This window comes from Xanthomonas pisi DSM 18956 (assembly GCF_001010415.1).
Lineage (GTDB): Bacteria > Pseudomonadota > Gammaproteobacteria > Xanthomonadales > Xanthomonadaceae > Xanthomonas > Xanthomonas pisi.
The window spans coordinates 1-14,008 of the sequence record NZ_JPLE01000055.1 but is presented as its reverse complement, the minus strand read 5'-3'; the positions used below and the strand labels follow the sequence as shown (position 1 = coordinate 14,008).

Here is a 14,008-nt window from a genome sequence, read left to right as displayed (position 1 = left end):
AAGGGATGATTGCGCGCAGTGCTTGGACTTTTCGACGATGCCTACACGCGCACGCAATGCTCCTGCAGTCGCTGCGGTTCCCGCCTTCGGCCTGTACGGCGAGCGGCACGCCGACGCGCCGGAGTTATTGCATTGGGAATCGATCGCCGCGCGCAGCCGGCTGCACGACTGGCACATCACCCCGCACCGGCATGAAGATCTGGCGCAGCTGCTGTATGTGCAGCGCGGGCCGGCGACCCTGCACCTGGATGGACGCACCCAGCGTCTGCGTGGCGCCAGCGTGGTGTGGCTGCCGCCGCTGTGCGTGCACGGGTTTGCGTTCGACCCGCGGGTACGCGGGCACATCATCACCTTGTGCATGCCTCTGGTGCGCAGCGCTTTGAACGCTGCACCGTTGCTGCAATCCGGCCTGGCGATGCCGGCAGTACTGCCGGTCAAGGCATCGCGACGCTTGCTCGATGTACTGTTCGGCAGCATCGCCGACGACCATGCGCATCAGCGCGTCGGGCACGAGGCCGCGCTGCAGGCCGCAGCGACGCAGCTGGTGATCTGGACAGCGCGCGCCGCGCTGCAAGGCCTGCAAGAGGCGGCCGTGGCCAACGCGCAAGCCGATCCGGCGCTGCGTCATCTGCGCGCGTATCAAACCCTGATCGACCAGCACTATCGCGCGCATTGGCCGATTTCCCGCTACGCCGACCAGTTGGGGCTGACGCCGGGACATCTCAATGCCTTGTGCCGGCGGCTCGCCGATGCCTCGGCGCTGGAACTGCTACAGCGCCGGATCATGCTCGAAGCACGTCGCAACCTGCGCTACACCAGCCTGAGCGTGCAGCAGATTGCTGCGGCACTTGGATTTTTCGATGCTGCGTATTTCAGCCGCTACTTCGCGCGGCATGCAGGCTGCTCGCCGACGCGTTTTCGCACCGGCGAGTGAGTCGATCCGGCGCTGCTGACGCAGCGCGCCAAGCCACTGCGACGATCTGGACGCGGACACCGCGACGCGGTCCCGCCCTCCCTGCAGCCAGTGCCGAGGCCAACCCATCGGCCTCGGCACCTGCCATCAGAACGGGTACTGCGGCACCTCGCTCTTGATCGTCAGCCACTGCCAGTGCGTGTACTGCTCCCAATCGGCAGGACCACCGACGCTGGTGCCGTTGCCGGATGCGCCGGTGCCGCCGAACGGGTTGATCACTTCATCGGCCACGGTCTGGTCGTTGATGTGCAGCAAGCCGGTATGCAGGCGCTCGCCCAGTGCCAGCGCCCGCGACACCGAGGTCGACATGATGCCGGCAGCCAACCCATATTCGCCGTGGTTGGCCAGTTGCGCGGCCTCTTCATCGGTGTCGAACACGGTGATGTTGATCACCGGCCCGAACACTTCCTCATCGAACACACGCATGCCCGGACGCACGTTGGACAACACGGTCGCTGCGTAGAACAAGCCCTCGTTGGTTGCCCCGGCTTCCACCACTGCGCCGGCGGCGACGCTGTCGGTGACGATATCGATCACGCGCTGCAGTTGGCGCTGATCGATGATCGGCCCCAATGCCACGGTGCCGCTGACCGGGTCGCCGACCGGCAGATGCCGTGCTTTTTCCGCCAGACGCTGGGTCAGCGCATCGGCCACGCTGCGTTGTACCAGCACCCGTCCGGTGGCCATGCAGATCTGTCCCTGGTGCATGTACGCACCGAAGGCGATCGCCGAGGCGGCGCGGTCCAGATCCGCATCGTCGAGCACGATCACCGCGTTGTTGCCGCCCAGTTCCAGTGACACCTTTTTCAGGTGTCGCCCGGCAAGTTCGCCGATGCGGCGGCCGGCTGCAGTGGAGCCGGTAAAGGCGATCATCGGGATATCCGGCGCTTCCACCAGCGCCTGCCCAATTTGCGCATCGCCATGCAGCACATGCAGCAAGCCCTTGGGCAGGCCGGCTTCTTCCAGCACCTGCGCAATGATCACGCCACCGGTGTAGGGCGTGCGCGGGTCTGGCTTGAGGATCACCGCATTGCCCATCGCCAGTGCCGGCGCCACCGAACGCAGCGACAGGATCAATGGAAAATTGAACGGGGAGATCACCGCCACTACGCCCAGCGGCAGATGACGGGCCAGGCTGAGCTGGCCGGCGCCGGTCGGCAGCACCTGCCCCATCGCCTGCAACGGCAGGCCGGCAGCCTGCTGGTAGAACACCACCGCTTCATCGACCTCACGCTGCGCCTTGGGCAGGATGCCGCCGGTTTCGCGTGCGATCAGCAATGCGGCTTCGGCACTGCGTGCCTGCATCGCCTGCGCGGCGCGGTGAAAGACCGCAGCGCGTTCGCGTGGCGTGGTGGCGGCCCAGGCGCGCTGCGCCTGCTTGGCCTGTGCAATGGCGGCGGCAACATCGGCCAGATCGGCCTTGCTCACCTCGTGCAGCAACCCGCCGGTGGCCGGCTCATGGATCGGCAACGCGCCGCCGTGGCCCGGCACCCACTCGCCGTTGAAGATGCAGCCGTGCCACGCGGGTGTCGCATTCGCAGCAACCGCTGCGCTGGGAAGAGCATTCATGGTCTAGCCTCCTGCTGAAAATAGTGGGGAACTACAGCGTGGTCGATGCCAGGCCGCCATCGACCGGCAAGGTAATGCCGTTGATCCAGCGCGCCGCATCCGATGCAAGAAACACGATCGCCTCGGCCACTTCGTCGACATACGCCGGGCGCGTCATGCGCTTGGCGTCTTCCTTGACGCGCGCCTCGCCCAGCATAGCGGCGAAATCGCCGAGGATCGGGGTAAACACCGGCCCGGGTGAGACGTTGTTGACGCGCACGCCGCGCTCGGCGAACCACGGCCGCGATTGCAGCAAGGTCCACACGATCAAGGCTTCCTTGAAGTACTGATAGCAGGTGTCGTGCGCCACCGGATGCGCGGCCAGCCAGGCCGTGCCGGCGTCGAAACTCTCGGCAGCGGCCAGTTGCTTGTGCAGGTCCAGCCGCTGCGGCCATTCGGCGCCCAGGATCGAGGCGACATTGATGATGCTGCCGCCGGAAGCGATGCGCGGCAACAGCGCCTGGCTCAGATGACGCAGCCCCAGGTAATTGACGCGTGCCACCACGTCCAGCGGTGCGGTGCCCGGCACGCCGGCCACATTGGCCAACGCATCGATCTGCTCAGGCAGTGCGCGCACCAGCGCATCGATGGAGGCCGGATCGCCCAGGTCGGCCTGATGGAAGCCATGCAGGGTCATCTGCGCCGGCGTGCGATCCACACCGATCACCGTGGCGCCATGGAACCGCGCAAGCCGTGCGACCTCTGCGCCGATGCCCGACGCCACACCGGTCACCACGATCGTCTTGTTCTGCAAATTCATTGCCACCCTCCGTAGGAGCCAGCTGCGCCGGCGCTAGAACACATGGACGTACTGCACGTTGACGTTGTTGCCGGAAGCCGCGTTCCTGACCTCCACCGGCAGATACACATTGGCGAACAGGATGTTGTTGGCATCGAATCGCCACACGCCGCCCGGACCTGCGTAGAACACGCGCTGGCGGCTGTCGGGCACGCGCTGACCATTGGTACGGTTATCGCGAAATTGGGTGAGGTAGTACGCGTTGATGCCCAGGCGCACGTCCGGCACCACTTCCCAGGAGCTGGCGAAATTGATCCAGCCGGCATCGCCAGCCTGGCCGTTGCGGAAGTCGAACCCGTCGGGCAGGTTGGGCCGGCGCTCGCTGCGAAAGTTGTAGACGTAGTTCAGGCGTGCGCTGATTTCCCAGTTGGGTGTGGGCAGCACCGTGAACGCGTAATTGGGGATCAGCGACCAATAGCCGGAGCCCTGGTTGAGATCGCGGTCGCGGTCGAACTTGCCGATCGGCGCCACCGCGTCGAACTCGAACCGCTGCGAGAAGACCGGCCGCCCATCGCGCATCACCGGCAACATCTGCAGATACGGGCCGAAGGTCAGATCGCCCACCCCGGCGCCGTTGTCGCGCAAGGTGGCGATGCTGTTGCGGCCGAACGAGGCATCCAGCTTGATCAATGGCAGCAGCGTGTTGATGCCCAATGCGCCACCGAACACTTTATAGGGCGTGACATAAGCGACCTGGGTCAACAGCAGCGTCGAGTCGATGTGCGGGTTGTCGAACACCGGCACATCGTCGCCGCGCGCGTCCTTCACCGAATCCAGCGAGGTCTGTCGCAGGTAGGTGACCACCGCCCAGCCGGGCGTGGTGCGGGTAAAACCATCCAGAAAACTCGTTCCACCGGTGTTGAGGCCATTGGTCAACGCCGTGCTCTGCGGCACGCCCTGCGCAAGCGCGGCCCCGCTCGCAAGCAGCGCCACGATGCCGAGCGCTGCACGCACCCGCCACGCTGCCCATACAGCCACGCCATGCACCACCGATGATCGAATCACTGCGCACATCTCCAGCGTTGGAAGGAAACAGCGGGGCGTGCCACCGGGCACGCGATCAGGCAGGGGCGATCCCCGCGCTGCGTACGGCACGTGCCATCAAGACGTTGCTGAGATCACGCTGCCCGGCAGGGAGCCGGCGCAGAGGGCTTACGGCGTATCGAGCCGATCCAGGCGATCGAGCGCGCGCAGCAGCGGCGCCTCGCTGGTGCCGAGCACCGCACTGAGCTGCTGTTCCATGCGCAGCACCTCGGCTTCGGCATCGGTCAGCAGGGTGACGCCGGCCGGGGTCAACGACAGATGCTGCATGCGCCGGTCCTGACGCCCGCGCACCTGCCGCAGCAGACGGCGCTTGACCAGCCGCGCCACCACGATGGCCAGGTTCGGTGGCGAGACATGCAGCACGTCGCCGATCTGGCGCTGGTTGATGCCCGGGTTGCCATCCACCAGCATCAATAAGGAAAAATCGACCGGCTTCAGATCGAAGGCGGCAACGCATTCCTGAAACATCCGCCGCACCAGCAACTCGGTGCGGGTGATGCGGTAGCCCAGCAGTCGCAGCAGACGCGCCTGGTCCACCGCGGTGATGGCATCGGGCAACGGTGCGGCAGTGGCAGTAGCGGGCATGACGGTTCTCGCGACAAAGGCAGCGGGCGGAGCGGTACGCGCCATGCGCCCGATCCGCAACGCCGATCCCCGGCGTGCAACGCATTGTAGACGCGGCCAGGCCTGGCGATGTGGACACGCAGGCTGTCGGACCATGCTGGGACCATGCGCACGTGCATGTCGTCGCCACGCCGCCCTGGCACGCCCGCACCTGACAGCGATACGGCGCTGCGGTGTGCGGGGGACGGCGGTGATCCAGGCACGGGGTGGACATGAGATCCGGTCGGCAAGTGATTGCGTTTCGGAATAGTTATAGATCATAACTACATTGCCAAGCTGCAGCGCAGCATGGTCGCGCTCGCTAGCGGGCGGGTGCCGGGCAGGTGTGAAGGCAAGTGCAGGGCGCAGCTGAGCCAGCTGCCGTGGCTGGTGCCGCAGTGGTATGTCGAGGTCATCGCAGCCCGCGCACGCACGCGCTGCGCATGCAGCGCGCGACAAGGCAGCCCTGCGCAGCGCGCTTACGGCAGCCAGAGTTTCTCGAGATCGCGGAAGCCCCAGTCGGTCGGGCTTTCCATCTGCGCGATACGGTCCTGGCAATCGGGCCGCGACAGGTCGATGTCCTGCACCAGCACGTGGCTGCGCAGCTTGGCCGAATAGAACACGCGCACCTTGGGCTTGAGCAGCGCGTCCGGGGTCTGTTCGATCACCACGGCCAGCTTCTGCGATTCCAGCCGCACCAGCGAGCCGACCGGATAGATGCCCAGCCGGCGCACGAACGCCTGGAAGATCGTCGGGTCGAAGTGACCCTTCCACGATGCCATCTGCTTGAGCGATTCGGCCGGGTCCCAGCCGCGTTTGTAGGGACGGTCGGAACTGATGGCGTCGTATACATCGCACACCGCGCCCATCCGCGACATCAGCGAGATCTCCTGCCCGACCAGACGATTGGGGTATCCGCTGCCGTCCATCTTTTCGTGATGATGCAGCGCGATTTCCAGCACCACCGCGTTCTGCACGCCGCCGGCCACCAGCAGGCGATGCCCATCCAGCGGATGCTGACGCATCACCTCCATTTCTTCGTTGGTGAGCCGGCCGGGCTTGTTGAGAATCTCCAGCGGCGTCACCGCCTTGCCCATGTCGTGCAGCAGGCCGCCCATCGCCGCCTCCACCACCTGCGCCTCGGCCAGGCCGAGCTGCCGCGCCAACCCGCTCATCAGCCCGGCCACCGCCATCGAATGCAGATAGGTGTAGTCGTCGGCGGTCTTGAGCCGCGCCACGCTGATCAAGGCCTGCGGATGACGCAGCACCGAATCGTTGATGGCTTCCACCAACGGCATGGCGGCCTCGGTGTCGACAGTGCGCCCCAGCCGCACGTCGCGAAACATCGCTTCCACCGTGTCGCGGCCGTCTTCGAAAATACGTCGCGCCCGCACCACTTCGGCCTCGATACCGACCTGCGCGGTGACGCTATTGGTCCGCGCACTGCGCGCGGTGGGAGCAGGCTCCGGCGAGTCCGGTTCCGGCGTGGGCGGCGGCGATGGCGCATCGCCCGCCTCCTGCCCGCCGACCGTCGCCCCCGTGTCCACGTCCAGGCCGCGGGCGGTGTCGATCACCAGTTGCTCGATCCGGCTGCCGTGGATCTTGTCCACGTCATCGGAATCGACCAAAAACGACGTCTTCCAGAACGGATGGTGCACCCACGCGCCCAGCAGCTTGTAGACATACATGCCGGGACGGAGTTGGTCGGAGTCGATGGTTCTGAGCATGCCGGCGCTGGTCTGCACGATGTCCACGGAAGGGTCCGCCACGGGCTTGGCGGTCTCCGGAGTTATCGGCACCGGTCGCGATTTCTTTGGTCTGCGAGCGCGACCGCGGCCACCTGCTCAGCCGGCATCTGGCACCGTCAGCTGAGCAGTTCAGCGCTCCGGCAGGCGCATCGCCACGACCGCGGCAGCGGCGAACAGCAACGGTACGCCGCAGGCCAGATACAACATAGCCGGCGACCACCCGGCATCCAGCAGCGCCCCGGCGCACAGGGGCGAGAGAATCGCGCCAAGGCGCCCGACGCCGATCGCCCACCCCATCCCGGTGGAGCGCACCGCCGCGCTGAAGACCACCGGCGCCACCGCATACAGCCCCCCCATCGCCGCCGTCAGGGCCGCGCCGGTCAGCAACGCCGTGGCAAATGCCCAGCTCAGCACGGTGCTGCTCAAGCCGAACGCGACCATCCCGACCGCCACCAGCACCAGTGCGCCGGCGGTGAGCCGCGACAGGCGCCCGCGCAGCGCCAGCCAACTGAACAGCGTGCCGCCGACGATACCGCCCAGATTCAACAGCACCCCGCCGGTGACGCCCTGCGCAGCCGACAGGCCGGCAGTGACCAGCAGCTTGGGGGTCCAGCTGAGCACGAAGTAAAACCCGAACATCAACAGGAAAAACGCCAGCGCGATCAGCAGCGATTGCCGCCGCAGCGCGCCCACGAACAAGGCCGCATACCCTTGCACCTGCCCGGCCGCCTGCACCGGTGGCAACTGCGGATGCGGCGGCATCCCCATGCGGGCCAGCACCGCGTTGAAGCGCGCATGCGCGTGCGGCGGCCGTCGGGCGATCAGGAAGTCCAGCGATTCGGGCAAGCAGGCGAGCACCAGCGGCACGCAGAGCAGCGAGCCGAGCGCGCCGAGCCAGAACACCGATGGCCAGGACCAGTGCTGCAACAGCACCGCCGCGATCGCGCCCCCGATCGTCGCCCCGACCGGGTAGCCGGTGGCCTGCAACACCGTCGCCGTGCTGCGCCAGCGTGCAGTGGAATATTCGGCCGCGGTCACCGCCACGCAGGCCAGCATCCCGCCGATCCCGACCCCGGTGAACGCCCGCAGCGCGCCCAGCTGCCAGACAGTGCCTGCCAGCGCGGATGCGCCCATGCCGACGGTCAGGATGGCCAGACACACCAGGATCAGCGCACGGCGACCGATACGGTCTGCCAGCGGCGCCAGCAACAGCGAGCCCACCGCCATGCCGACCAGCCCGGCACTGAACAGCGCCCCCAGCAGCTTGCCCGACAGCTGCCAGTCGGCCGACACATGCGGCGCGGTGAACGCCATCGCCATCACGTCGAAGCCGTCGAGCATCGTCAGCAACACGCACACCGCCACGGCCCTCCACTGGAACGGCGTCATGCGCTCCAGGACGAAGTGCGCGGAAGTTGGCGTGCCTTGCAGCATTGGCGTGTCCTGTGAGGGTGCTGATGTGGTGCAGCGTTGGCGCTCGTGCATCCCCGGCGGCAGGGAGCGCCGCGCATGCGCAAACGTGAAGACTGGTGCGTGCGGCAGAGGCGAGCGATACGTCGCAATGGCATGCACGCTAGGCCGATTGCCGGTGCCGTTCAAGACCGATTACCGCAGAGTTGTGCGCTTATCGGACGCAGGACCGATCGGCTTCGCTTGCGCAGCGCTGCGTTCGGGCGTGGTGTCTGCGTTGTCTGCTGCGCCTCCAGGCATGGCGCGCGCTTGGCGATCAGCTCTGGCGGCTGCATCGTTCGTAGCCGCGTCGTTACCTCGCCAGCTGTTCGAGATCGCCCTCGACGCGCGGGTGCGGTGCGTGCCAGGAGCGTCGCGTCACCTTGCGCAAGGCGTCATCTCGGCAGCGATCACCACGGCAACGCTCCTTGCGGCTTAGAGCAACCAACAAAACGACTGCACTCCCCACCAGGCGGGTGCGGCCGGTGCTCGGTGCGGTATGTACCCCGCGTACACTGCGGTTCCTGCGCGCCGCCAATGCCCACCTGACGACTGCTCGCTACGTCTTGTTAGCCGCTCTCAGGGCGACTGAGCAAACGTGGCTGACAATCGCCACGCGGGTGTGGACTGAGCGCCCAGAAGCGGGATACGACTGGTGCATGCCGCACGGGGTGCAGGGCGCGCCCACCCGTTGGCCGCGCAGCAGTCCTGCTGGTCGCTCCCGGTCGTGCATGCATCACGGGCAGCAAAGGCGCGGCCCCTTTCGTCTGATCGCCGGATCTGCAGCACGCGTATGCAGCAGCACTGCGTATGACGTCACATCACGTCACTCACCTGCAGCCATATCCATAAGTATCACCCGGCACGCATCGATACGCACCGCCCCCGACAGCACCCATGACGCGCATCTGCGTCATCTGCATCCACAGCACAGCACCGCCGCTACCGCAGCGACACGCACCGCACAGGTATCATCCACCGGTGTCCGCAGTTGGCGGCACGCTGACTTGCCGGAGAGTGCCGTGCCCCCGATTCGCCCGTTCCTGGACCACATCCCACAGCTGGGCGCACGCGTCTACGTCGACCCGGCCTGCACCATCATCGGCAAGGTCAGCCTGGGCGACGACGTGTCGGTATGGCCGGGCACGGTGATCCGTGGCGACGTCAATCATGTGCACATTGGCGCGCGCACCAATGTGCAGGACGGCACCATCATCCATGTCAGCCACCACAGCCCGTTCAACAAGGCCGGCTACCCGACCATCATCGGCGCCGACGTGACCGTGGGCCACGGCACCATCCTGCATGCCTGCACCATCGAAGACCTGTGCCTGATCGGCATGGGTGCCTGCGTGCTGGATGGGGCCACCGTCAGACGCTACGGATTTGTCGGTGCCGGTGCGGTGGTGGGCCCGGGCAAGGTGGTTGGCGAAGCGGAATTGTGGCTGGGCAATCCGGCCCGGCTGGCGCGTACGCTCAGCGACAAGGAGATCGAAAGCCTGCACTACTCCGCACAGCATTATGTGCGGCTCAAGGATCAGTATCTGGGCGTCACCGACGGCGCCTGATCGTGGCGTGGTCAGACGCCGTCAAGGCCGGGTTGCTTGCTCCAACGCAGCGAGCATGCGCAAGGCCTGCTCGCGCGAGTTACCGCACATCTCCAGGGACGGCAGCAGGCTGCCGCAGACCGCCGGGCGCTGCGGCGAGCCGAACAACCGGCAGCCCAGCTGCACGTCCAGCTGCACGCACGCCACCCCGGCCGGCTTGCCGTTGGGCATGCCGGGAATGGGCGAACTGATCGAGGGCGCGATGCAGCACGCGGCGCAGCCGGCGCGGCACGACATGGCAGAGGTCATACGCGCAGTTTAGAGCGGCCGGCAGCGCGTAGCGAGCGAGCGCCCGGTGGAGGTGGGCCAGGCACACGGAACCGCAGTGCGCGTGATTGGCAACGCTGGCGCGGGAGCGGGCGCACCCGCCTGACGGTGAGCGCAGTAGTTGCGGTGGCCGCTCCGAACCGGCACGCCGGTGCGCAGCCTGGAACGCGCGTGTGTCGCGTCGCATCGATGAACCGTTCGGCTGGCCGTGCGCCTGCCTGGCCGCGCGCGCATCGCATCCGTCCCCGCCTGCCGCCGCGCTTCTGCCTGGCAGCTGCGTGCTACCGTGACCGATCACCAGAACGCGCGGTGACGGTTGCAGCAGCAACAGTCGCGACGCGCTCTAATTGCCAGCCACCGCTCGCTGATCAGTCGTCGACATCGCCATGCCCGAATACCGTTCCAAAACCTCCACCCACGGCCGCAACATGGCTGGCGCGCGCGCGCTCTGGCGCGCCACCGGCATGCGCGATGGCGACTTCCACAAGCCCATCATCGCCATCGCCAATTCCTTCACCCAGTTCGTACCCGGACACGTGCACCTGAAGGATCTCGGCCAGCTGGTCGCGCGCGAGATCGAACGCGTCGGCGGCGTGGCCAAGGAGTTCGACACCATCGCCGTGGACGACGGCATCGCGATGGGCCACGACGGCATGCTGTATTCGCTACCCAGCCGCGAGATCATCGCCGATTCGGTGGAATACATGGTCAATGCGCATTGCGCCGATGCGCTGGTGTGCATTTCCAACTGCGACAAGATCACCCCCGGCATGTTGATGGCCGCGTTGCGGCTCAACATCCCCACCGTGTTCGTCTCCGGCGGGCCGATGGAAGCCGGCAAGACCAAGTTGTCCGAACATAAACTCGATCTGATCGACGCGATGGTGATCGCCGCCGACGACAGCGCCTCCGACGAGAAGGTGGCCGAATTCGAACGCAGTGCCTGCCCCACCTGCGGCTCGTGCTCGGGCATGTTCACCGCCAACTCGATGAACTGCCTGACCGAAGCGCTGGGCCTGTCGCTGCCGGGCAACGGCACCGTGGTGGCCACGCATGCCGACCGCGAGCAGCTGTTCCTGCGTGCCGGCCGCGTGGCGGTGGAACTGTGCCATCGCTGGTATGGCGGCGAAGATCCCACCGCGCTGCCACGCGGCATCGCCACCTTCGAAGCGTTCGAGAATGCGATGACGCTGGACATCGCCATGGGCGGCTCGACCAACACCATCCTGCATCTGCTCGCCGCCGCGCAGGAAGGCGACGTGCCGTTCGGCATGCGCGACATCGACCGCCTGTCCAAGCGCGTGCCGCAACTGTGCAAGGTCGCGCCGAACACGCCCAAGTACCACATCGAAGACGTGCATCGCGCCGGCGGCATCATGGCCATCCTCGGCGAGCTGGCACGTGGTGGATTGCTGCACACCAACGCGGCCACGGTGCACGCACGCACGCTGGCCGATGCGATCGCGCAGTGGGATGTCACCCAGACCGACGCTGCAACAGTGCACACGTTCTACAAGGCCGGCCCAGCCGGCATCCCCACGCAGATCGCCTTCAGCCAGGCCACGCGCTGGGACAGCCTGGACACCGACCGCAGCGACGGCTGCATCCGCGATGTCGCGCATGCGTTCTCGCAGGAAGGCGGCCTGGCCGTGCTGTACGGCAATATCGCCCGCGACGGTTGCGTGGTGAAGACCGCAGGCGTGGACGAATCCATCCACGTCTTCGAAGGCAATGTCCGTGTCTTTGAGAGCCAGGATTCGGCGGTCAAGGGCATCCTCGCCGACGAAGTGAAAGCCGGCGATATCGTGGTGATCCGCTACGAAGGCCCCAAGGGCGGCCCCGGCATGCAGGAAATGCTCTACCCCACCAGCTATCTCAAATCCAAGGGCCTGGGCAAGCAATGCGCCCTGCTCACCGACGGCCGCTTCTCCGGCGGCACCTCGGGCCTGTCGATCGGCCACGCCTCGCCGGAAGCCGCCGCAGGCGGCGCGATCGGCCTGGTGCGCGATGGCGACAAGATCCTGATCGACATTCCCAACCGCTCGATCAATCTGCTGATCTCGGACGAGGAACTTGCCAGTCGTCGCGCCGAGCAGGATGCCAAGGGCTGGAAGCCGGTGGAGGTACGCCCACGCAAGGTCACCACGGCGTTGAAGGCGTATGCGTTGCTGGCGACGAGCGCAGACAAGGGTGCGGTGCGCGACAAGGCGATGCTGGACGGCTGAGGCGCGCAAGCAGCGCTTATCGCCCAGCCAGCGGCTGACGATCGAGCAGGCTGCGCACCGCCGACGCGCCTCGCCCCCAGCACATGGGTGTAGAGCTGGGTGGTCGCCACGTCCTTGTGACCCAGCAGCTCCTGCACGGTGCGGATGTCGTACCCGGCTTCGAGCAGATGGGTTGCGAAAGAATGCCGCAGCGTATGGCAGCTGGCTGGCTTGTCCAGCCCTGCCTGCCGACAGGCCGCCTTCACCTCACGCTGCAAACCCTTCTCGTCCACATGATGGCGGCGAACCGCACCCCCGCGCGGATCTACGCTACGACGCGGCGCCGGGAACAGATACGGCCATCCTGGCTCGCGCGCTGCATTGGGATACTTGCGCAGCAGCGCGTGCGGAAGCCAGACCTCACCTGCGCCCACCTGCAGATCCCGCGCATGCACGCGCTTGGCTTCGTCCAATTGGAGCTGCAGCGCATCGCGCAACGACTGCAGCAGTAGTGTGCGGCGGTCCTTCCCACCCTTGCCATCGCGCACCACGATCTCGTTGCGCGCAACATCCACATCCTTGATGCGTAGGCGCACGCACTCCATCAAGCGCATGCCGGTCCCGTAGAGGAGTGCCGCCATCAGTGCGTGACGCACTTCCATCTGCGCCAGCACCGCCATGACCTCCACCTCACTCAGGACGGTCGGCAACCGCCGCGGCCGCACGGCACGCTGAATCTCGTCCATCCATGGCAGATCGCGTCCCAACACCTCGCGATACAGAAACAGCAAGGCGGCCAGTGCCTGATTCTGCGTGGAAGGCGCCACGCCATCGCGCGCCGCCAGCATGGTCAGCAACGCCTCCACTTCGCGCACTCCCATCGTCTCTGGATGGCGTTTGCCGTTGGCCAGGATGAAGCGCCGAATCCAACCAACATAGGCATCCTCGGTGCGCTTGGCACGGCCCAGCCGCTGCAGCCGATCGCGGACGCGGTCCAACAGCCTGGCAGGCCGTCGCCCGCTAGGCGCTGCCGAAGACGGCTGCCTGGCGGCCGATGCAGACGAAGACATTGAAGCCGTTCGGTCGGAATGATACGGTCGCATTGCGATGCGTCACCTCAGGGTAATGCGACATGCTTACGCACCGCGGTCACGCACCACGATCGGGGTGTCGCGGTAAAACCAATGGGAATGCACTTGGTGTGGAGGTCAGGGATTACGTACTACACCCCGGTGCTACGCACCTTTTTGACTTCGAATAGTTGTTAGCCATCACATGAAGCATATCGCATATTTGGCGGCAACAGCCCTACTGTCCGGCTGCGCCACTTGTGCGGGCGGCGCCTCCGGCGTCGAGCAGCTCAAGCCTCACGCCGGCGGCTTCTGTGAGGCAACTCTGCAAGTTTCCGGCGACTTTGGCTTTGAGAGCGTTGGTCACTTCAACCACTGCTTCTACAAGTCGCGAGACTTTGGCCAGTGCCAAAACATGTCTGTCGCCCCATCCGGCTCTGTTGCGCTCTGGCAAGACAGTTCAACGGGCTCTGTTTTGGTTTATCGCCCTGGCTGGCAAAAGCCTGCGGTTGTTCTCAAAAACTTCCCCTCTCCGCGTTCCTTAGAATCAGCGGTATGGGATGAGTCCGTCGGGGCTGTTACGGTCAAGGGGTGGGCGCATCCCGAGACCTTCAAGCTGACCATCCCTGGTGGTGG

The 14,008-nt window shown here is 66.1% G+C and carries 11 protein-coding genes, 1 other RNA gene and 1 pseudogene; 5 read left to right on the top strand and 8 right to left on the bottom strand.

Translation table 11 applies throughout. The annotated features are described in order from the left end of the window. Positions 1-37: 37 nt before the first annotated feature. Positions 38-934, top strand: a complete 897-nt coding sequence (locus Y887_RS13250; protein WP_046964776.1) for a helix-turn-helix domain-containing protein — start codon at positions 38-40, stop codon at positions 932-934. 126 nt (positions 935-1,060) lie between these two features. Here the strand turns inward: Y887_RS13250 and Y887_RS13245 are convergent, their stop codons facing one another. The 6 genes from Y887_RS13245 to Y887_RS13220 all read right to left on the bottom strand — a co-directional run bounded on the left by Y887_RS13245 (position 1,061) and on the right by Y887_RS13220 (position 8,209). Then, positions 1,061-2,542: a benzaldehyde dehydrogenase gene (locus tag Y887_RS13245; RefSeq protein ID WP_046964775.1), complete on the bottom strand. Its 1,482-nt coding sequence runs from the start codon at positions 2,540-2,542 to the stop codon at positions 1,061-1,063. Positions 2,543-2,573: 31 nt separating this feature from the next. After that, positions 2,574-3,341, bottom strand: coding sequence for a coniferyl-alcohol dehydrogenase (locus Y887_RS13240; RefSeq protein WP_046964774.1), 768 nt, complete (start codon positions 3,339-3,341; stop codon positions 2,574-2,576). A gap of 33 nt (positions 3,342-3,374) precedes the next feature. Further along, positions 3,375-4,394 (bottom strand): SphA family protein, encoded by a 1,020-nt coding sequence (locus tag Y887_RS13235; RefSeq protein ID WP_046964773.1) that lies wholly within the window; start codon positions 4,392-4,394, stop codon positions 3,375-3,377. 138 nt (positions 4,395-4,532) lie between these two features. Continuing rightward, complete coding sequence (locus Y887_RS13230; RefSeq protein ID WP_181113038.1) at positions 4,533-5,063, bottom strand: MarR family winged helix-turn-helix transcriptional regulator; 531 nt, start codon at positions 5,061-5,063, stop codon at positions 4,533-4,535. A gap of 443 nt (positions 5,064-5,506) precedes the next feature. After that, positions 5,507-6,754 carry an HD-GYP domain-containing protein gene (locus tag Y887_RS13225; protein ID WP_046964799.1) on the bottom strand — a complete coding sequence of 416 codons (1,248 nt, stop codon included), beginning with the start codon at positions 6,752-6,754 and terminating at the stop codon, positions 5,507-5,509. Positions 6,755-6,904: 150 nt separating this feature from the next. Beyond that, the gene (locus Y887_RS13220) at positions 6,905-8,209 is read right to left on the bottom strand and encodes an MFS transporter (RefSeq protein ID WP_046964771.1); all 1,305 of its coding nucleotides are present in this window, start codon (positions 8,207-8,209) and stop codon (positions 6,905-6,907) included. Positions 8,210-8,723: 514 nt separating this feature from the next. Here Y887_RS13220 and Y887_RS19160 point away from each other — a divergent pair. Both Y887_RS19160 and Y887_RS13215 read left to right on the top strand, forming a co-directional pair. Next, positions 8,724-8,799: non-coding RNA, sX9 sRNA (locus tag Y887_RS19160), on the top strand. Positions 8,800-9,246: 447 nt separating this feature from the next. Continuing rightward, on the top strand, positions 9,247-9,792 hold the full coding sequence (locus Y887_RS13215) for a gamma carbonic anhydrase family protein (protein WP_046964798.1): 546 nt from the start codon (positions 9,247-9,249) through the stop codon (positions 9,790-9,792). Positions 9,793-9,813: 21 nt separating this feature from the next. Here the strand turns inward: Y887_RS13215 and Y887_RS13210 are convergent, their stop codons facing one another. Further along, positions 9,814-10,068, bottom strand: coding sequence for a YkgJ family cysteine cluster protein (locus tag Y887_RS13210; protein ID WP_425476741.1), 255 nt, complete (start codon positions 10,066-10,068; stop codon positions 9,814-9,816). A gap of 416 nt (positions 10,069-10,484) precedes the next feature. On the opposite strand from Y887_RS13210, the gene ilvD reads away from it, so the two are divergent. After that, on the top strand, positions 10,485-12,323 hold the full coding sequence (ilvD, locus tag Y887_RS13205; protein WP_046964769.1) for a dihydroxy-acid dehydratase: 1,839 nt from the start codon (positions 10,485-10,487) through the stop codon (positions 12,321-12,323). Positions 12,324-12,339: 16 nt separating this feature from the next. On the opposite strand, the pseudogene Y887_RS19155 reads toward ilvD, so the two are convergent. Next, positions 12,340-13,372, bottom strand: a pseudogene (locus tag Y887_RS19155) (integron integrase). Between the two features lie 205 nt (positions 13,373-13,577). Here Y887_RS19155 and Y887_RS20310 point away from each other — a divergent pair. Then, a partial coding sequence (locus tag Y887_RS20310; protein ID WP_146093381.1) for a hypothetical protein occupies positions 13,578-14,008 on the top strand: 431 nt, incomplete at its 3' end.

Bases quoted from the DNA above. Each gene is read 5' to 3' on its own strand.
- Y887_RS13240 (WP_046964774.1), bottom strand. From the start codon at position 3,341: ATGAATTTGCAGAACAAGACGATCGTGGTGACCGGTGTGGCGTCGGGC.
- Y887_RS13225 (WP_046964799.1), bottom strand. From the start codon at position 6,754: ATGCTCAGAACCATCGACTCCGACCAACTCCGTCCCGGCATGTATGTC.
- Y887_RS13220 (WP_046964771.1), bottom strand. From the start codon at position 8,209: ATGCTGCAAGGCACGCCAACTTCCGCGCACTTCGTCCTGGAGCGCATG.
- Y887_RS13245 (WP_046964775.1), bottom strand. From the start codon at position 2,542: ATGAATGCTCTTCCCAGCGCAGCGGTTGCTGCGAATGCGACACCCGCG.
- Y887_RS13210 (WP_425476741.1), bottom strand. From the start codon at position 10,068: ATGTCGTGCCGCGCCGGCTGCGCCGCGTGCTGCATCGCGCCCTCGATC.
- ilvD (WP_046964769.1), top strand. From the start codon at position 10,485: ATGCCCGAATACCGTTCCAAAACCTCCACCCACGGCCGCAACATGGCT.
- Y887_RS13250 (WP_046964776.1), top strand. From the start codon at position 38: ATGCCTACACGCGCACGCAATGCTCCTGCAGTCGCTGCGGTTCCCGCC.
- Y887_RS13235 (WP_046964773.1), bottom strand. From the start codon at position 4,394: ATGTGCGCAGTGATTCGATCATCGGTGGTGCATGGCGTGGCTGTATGG.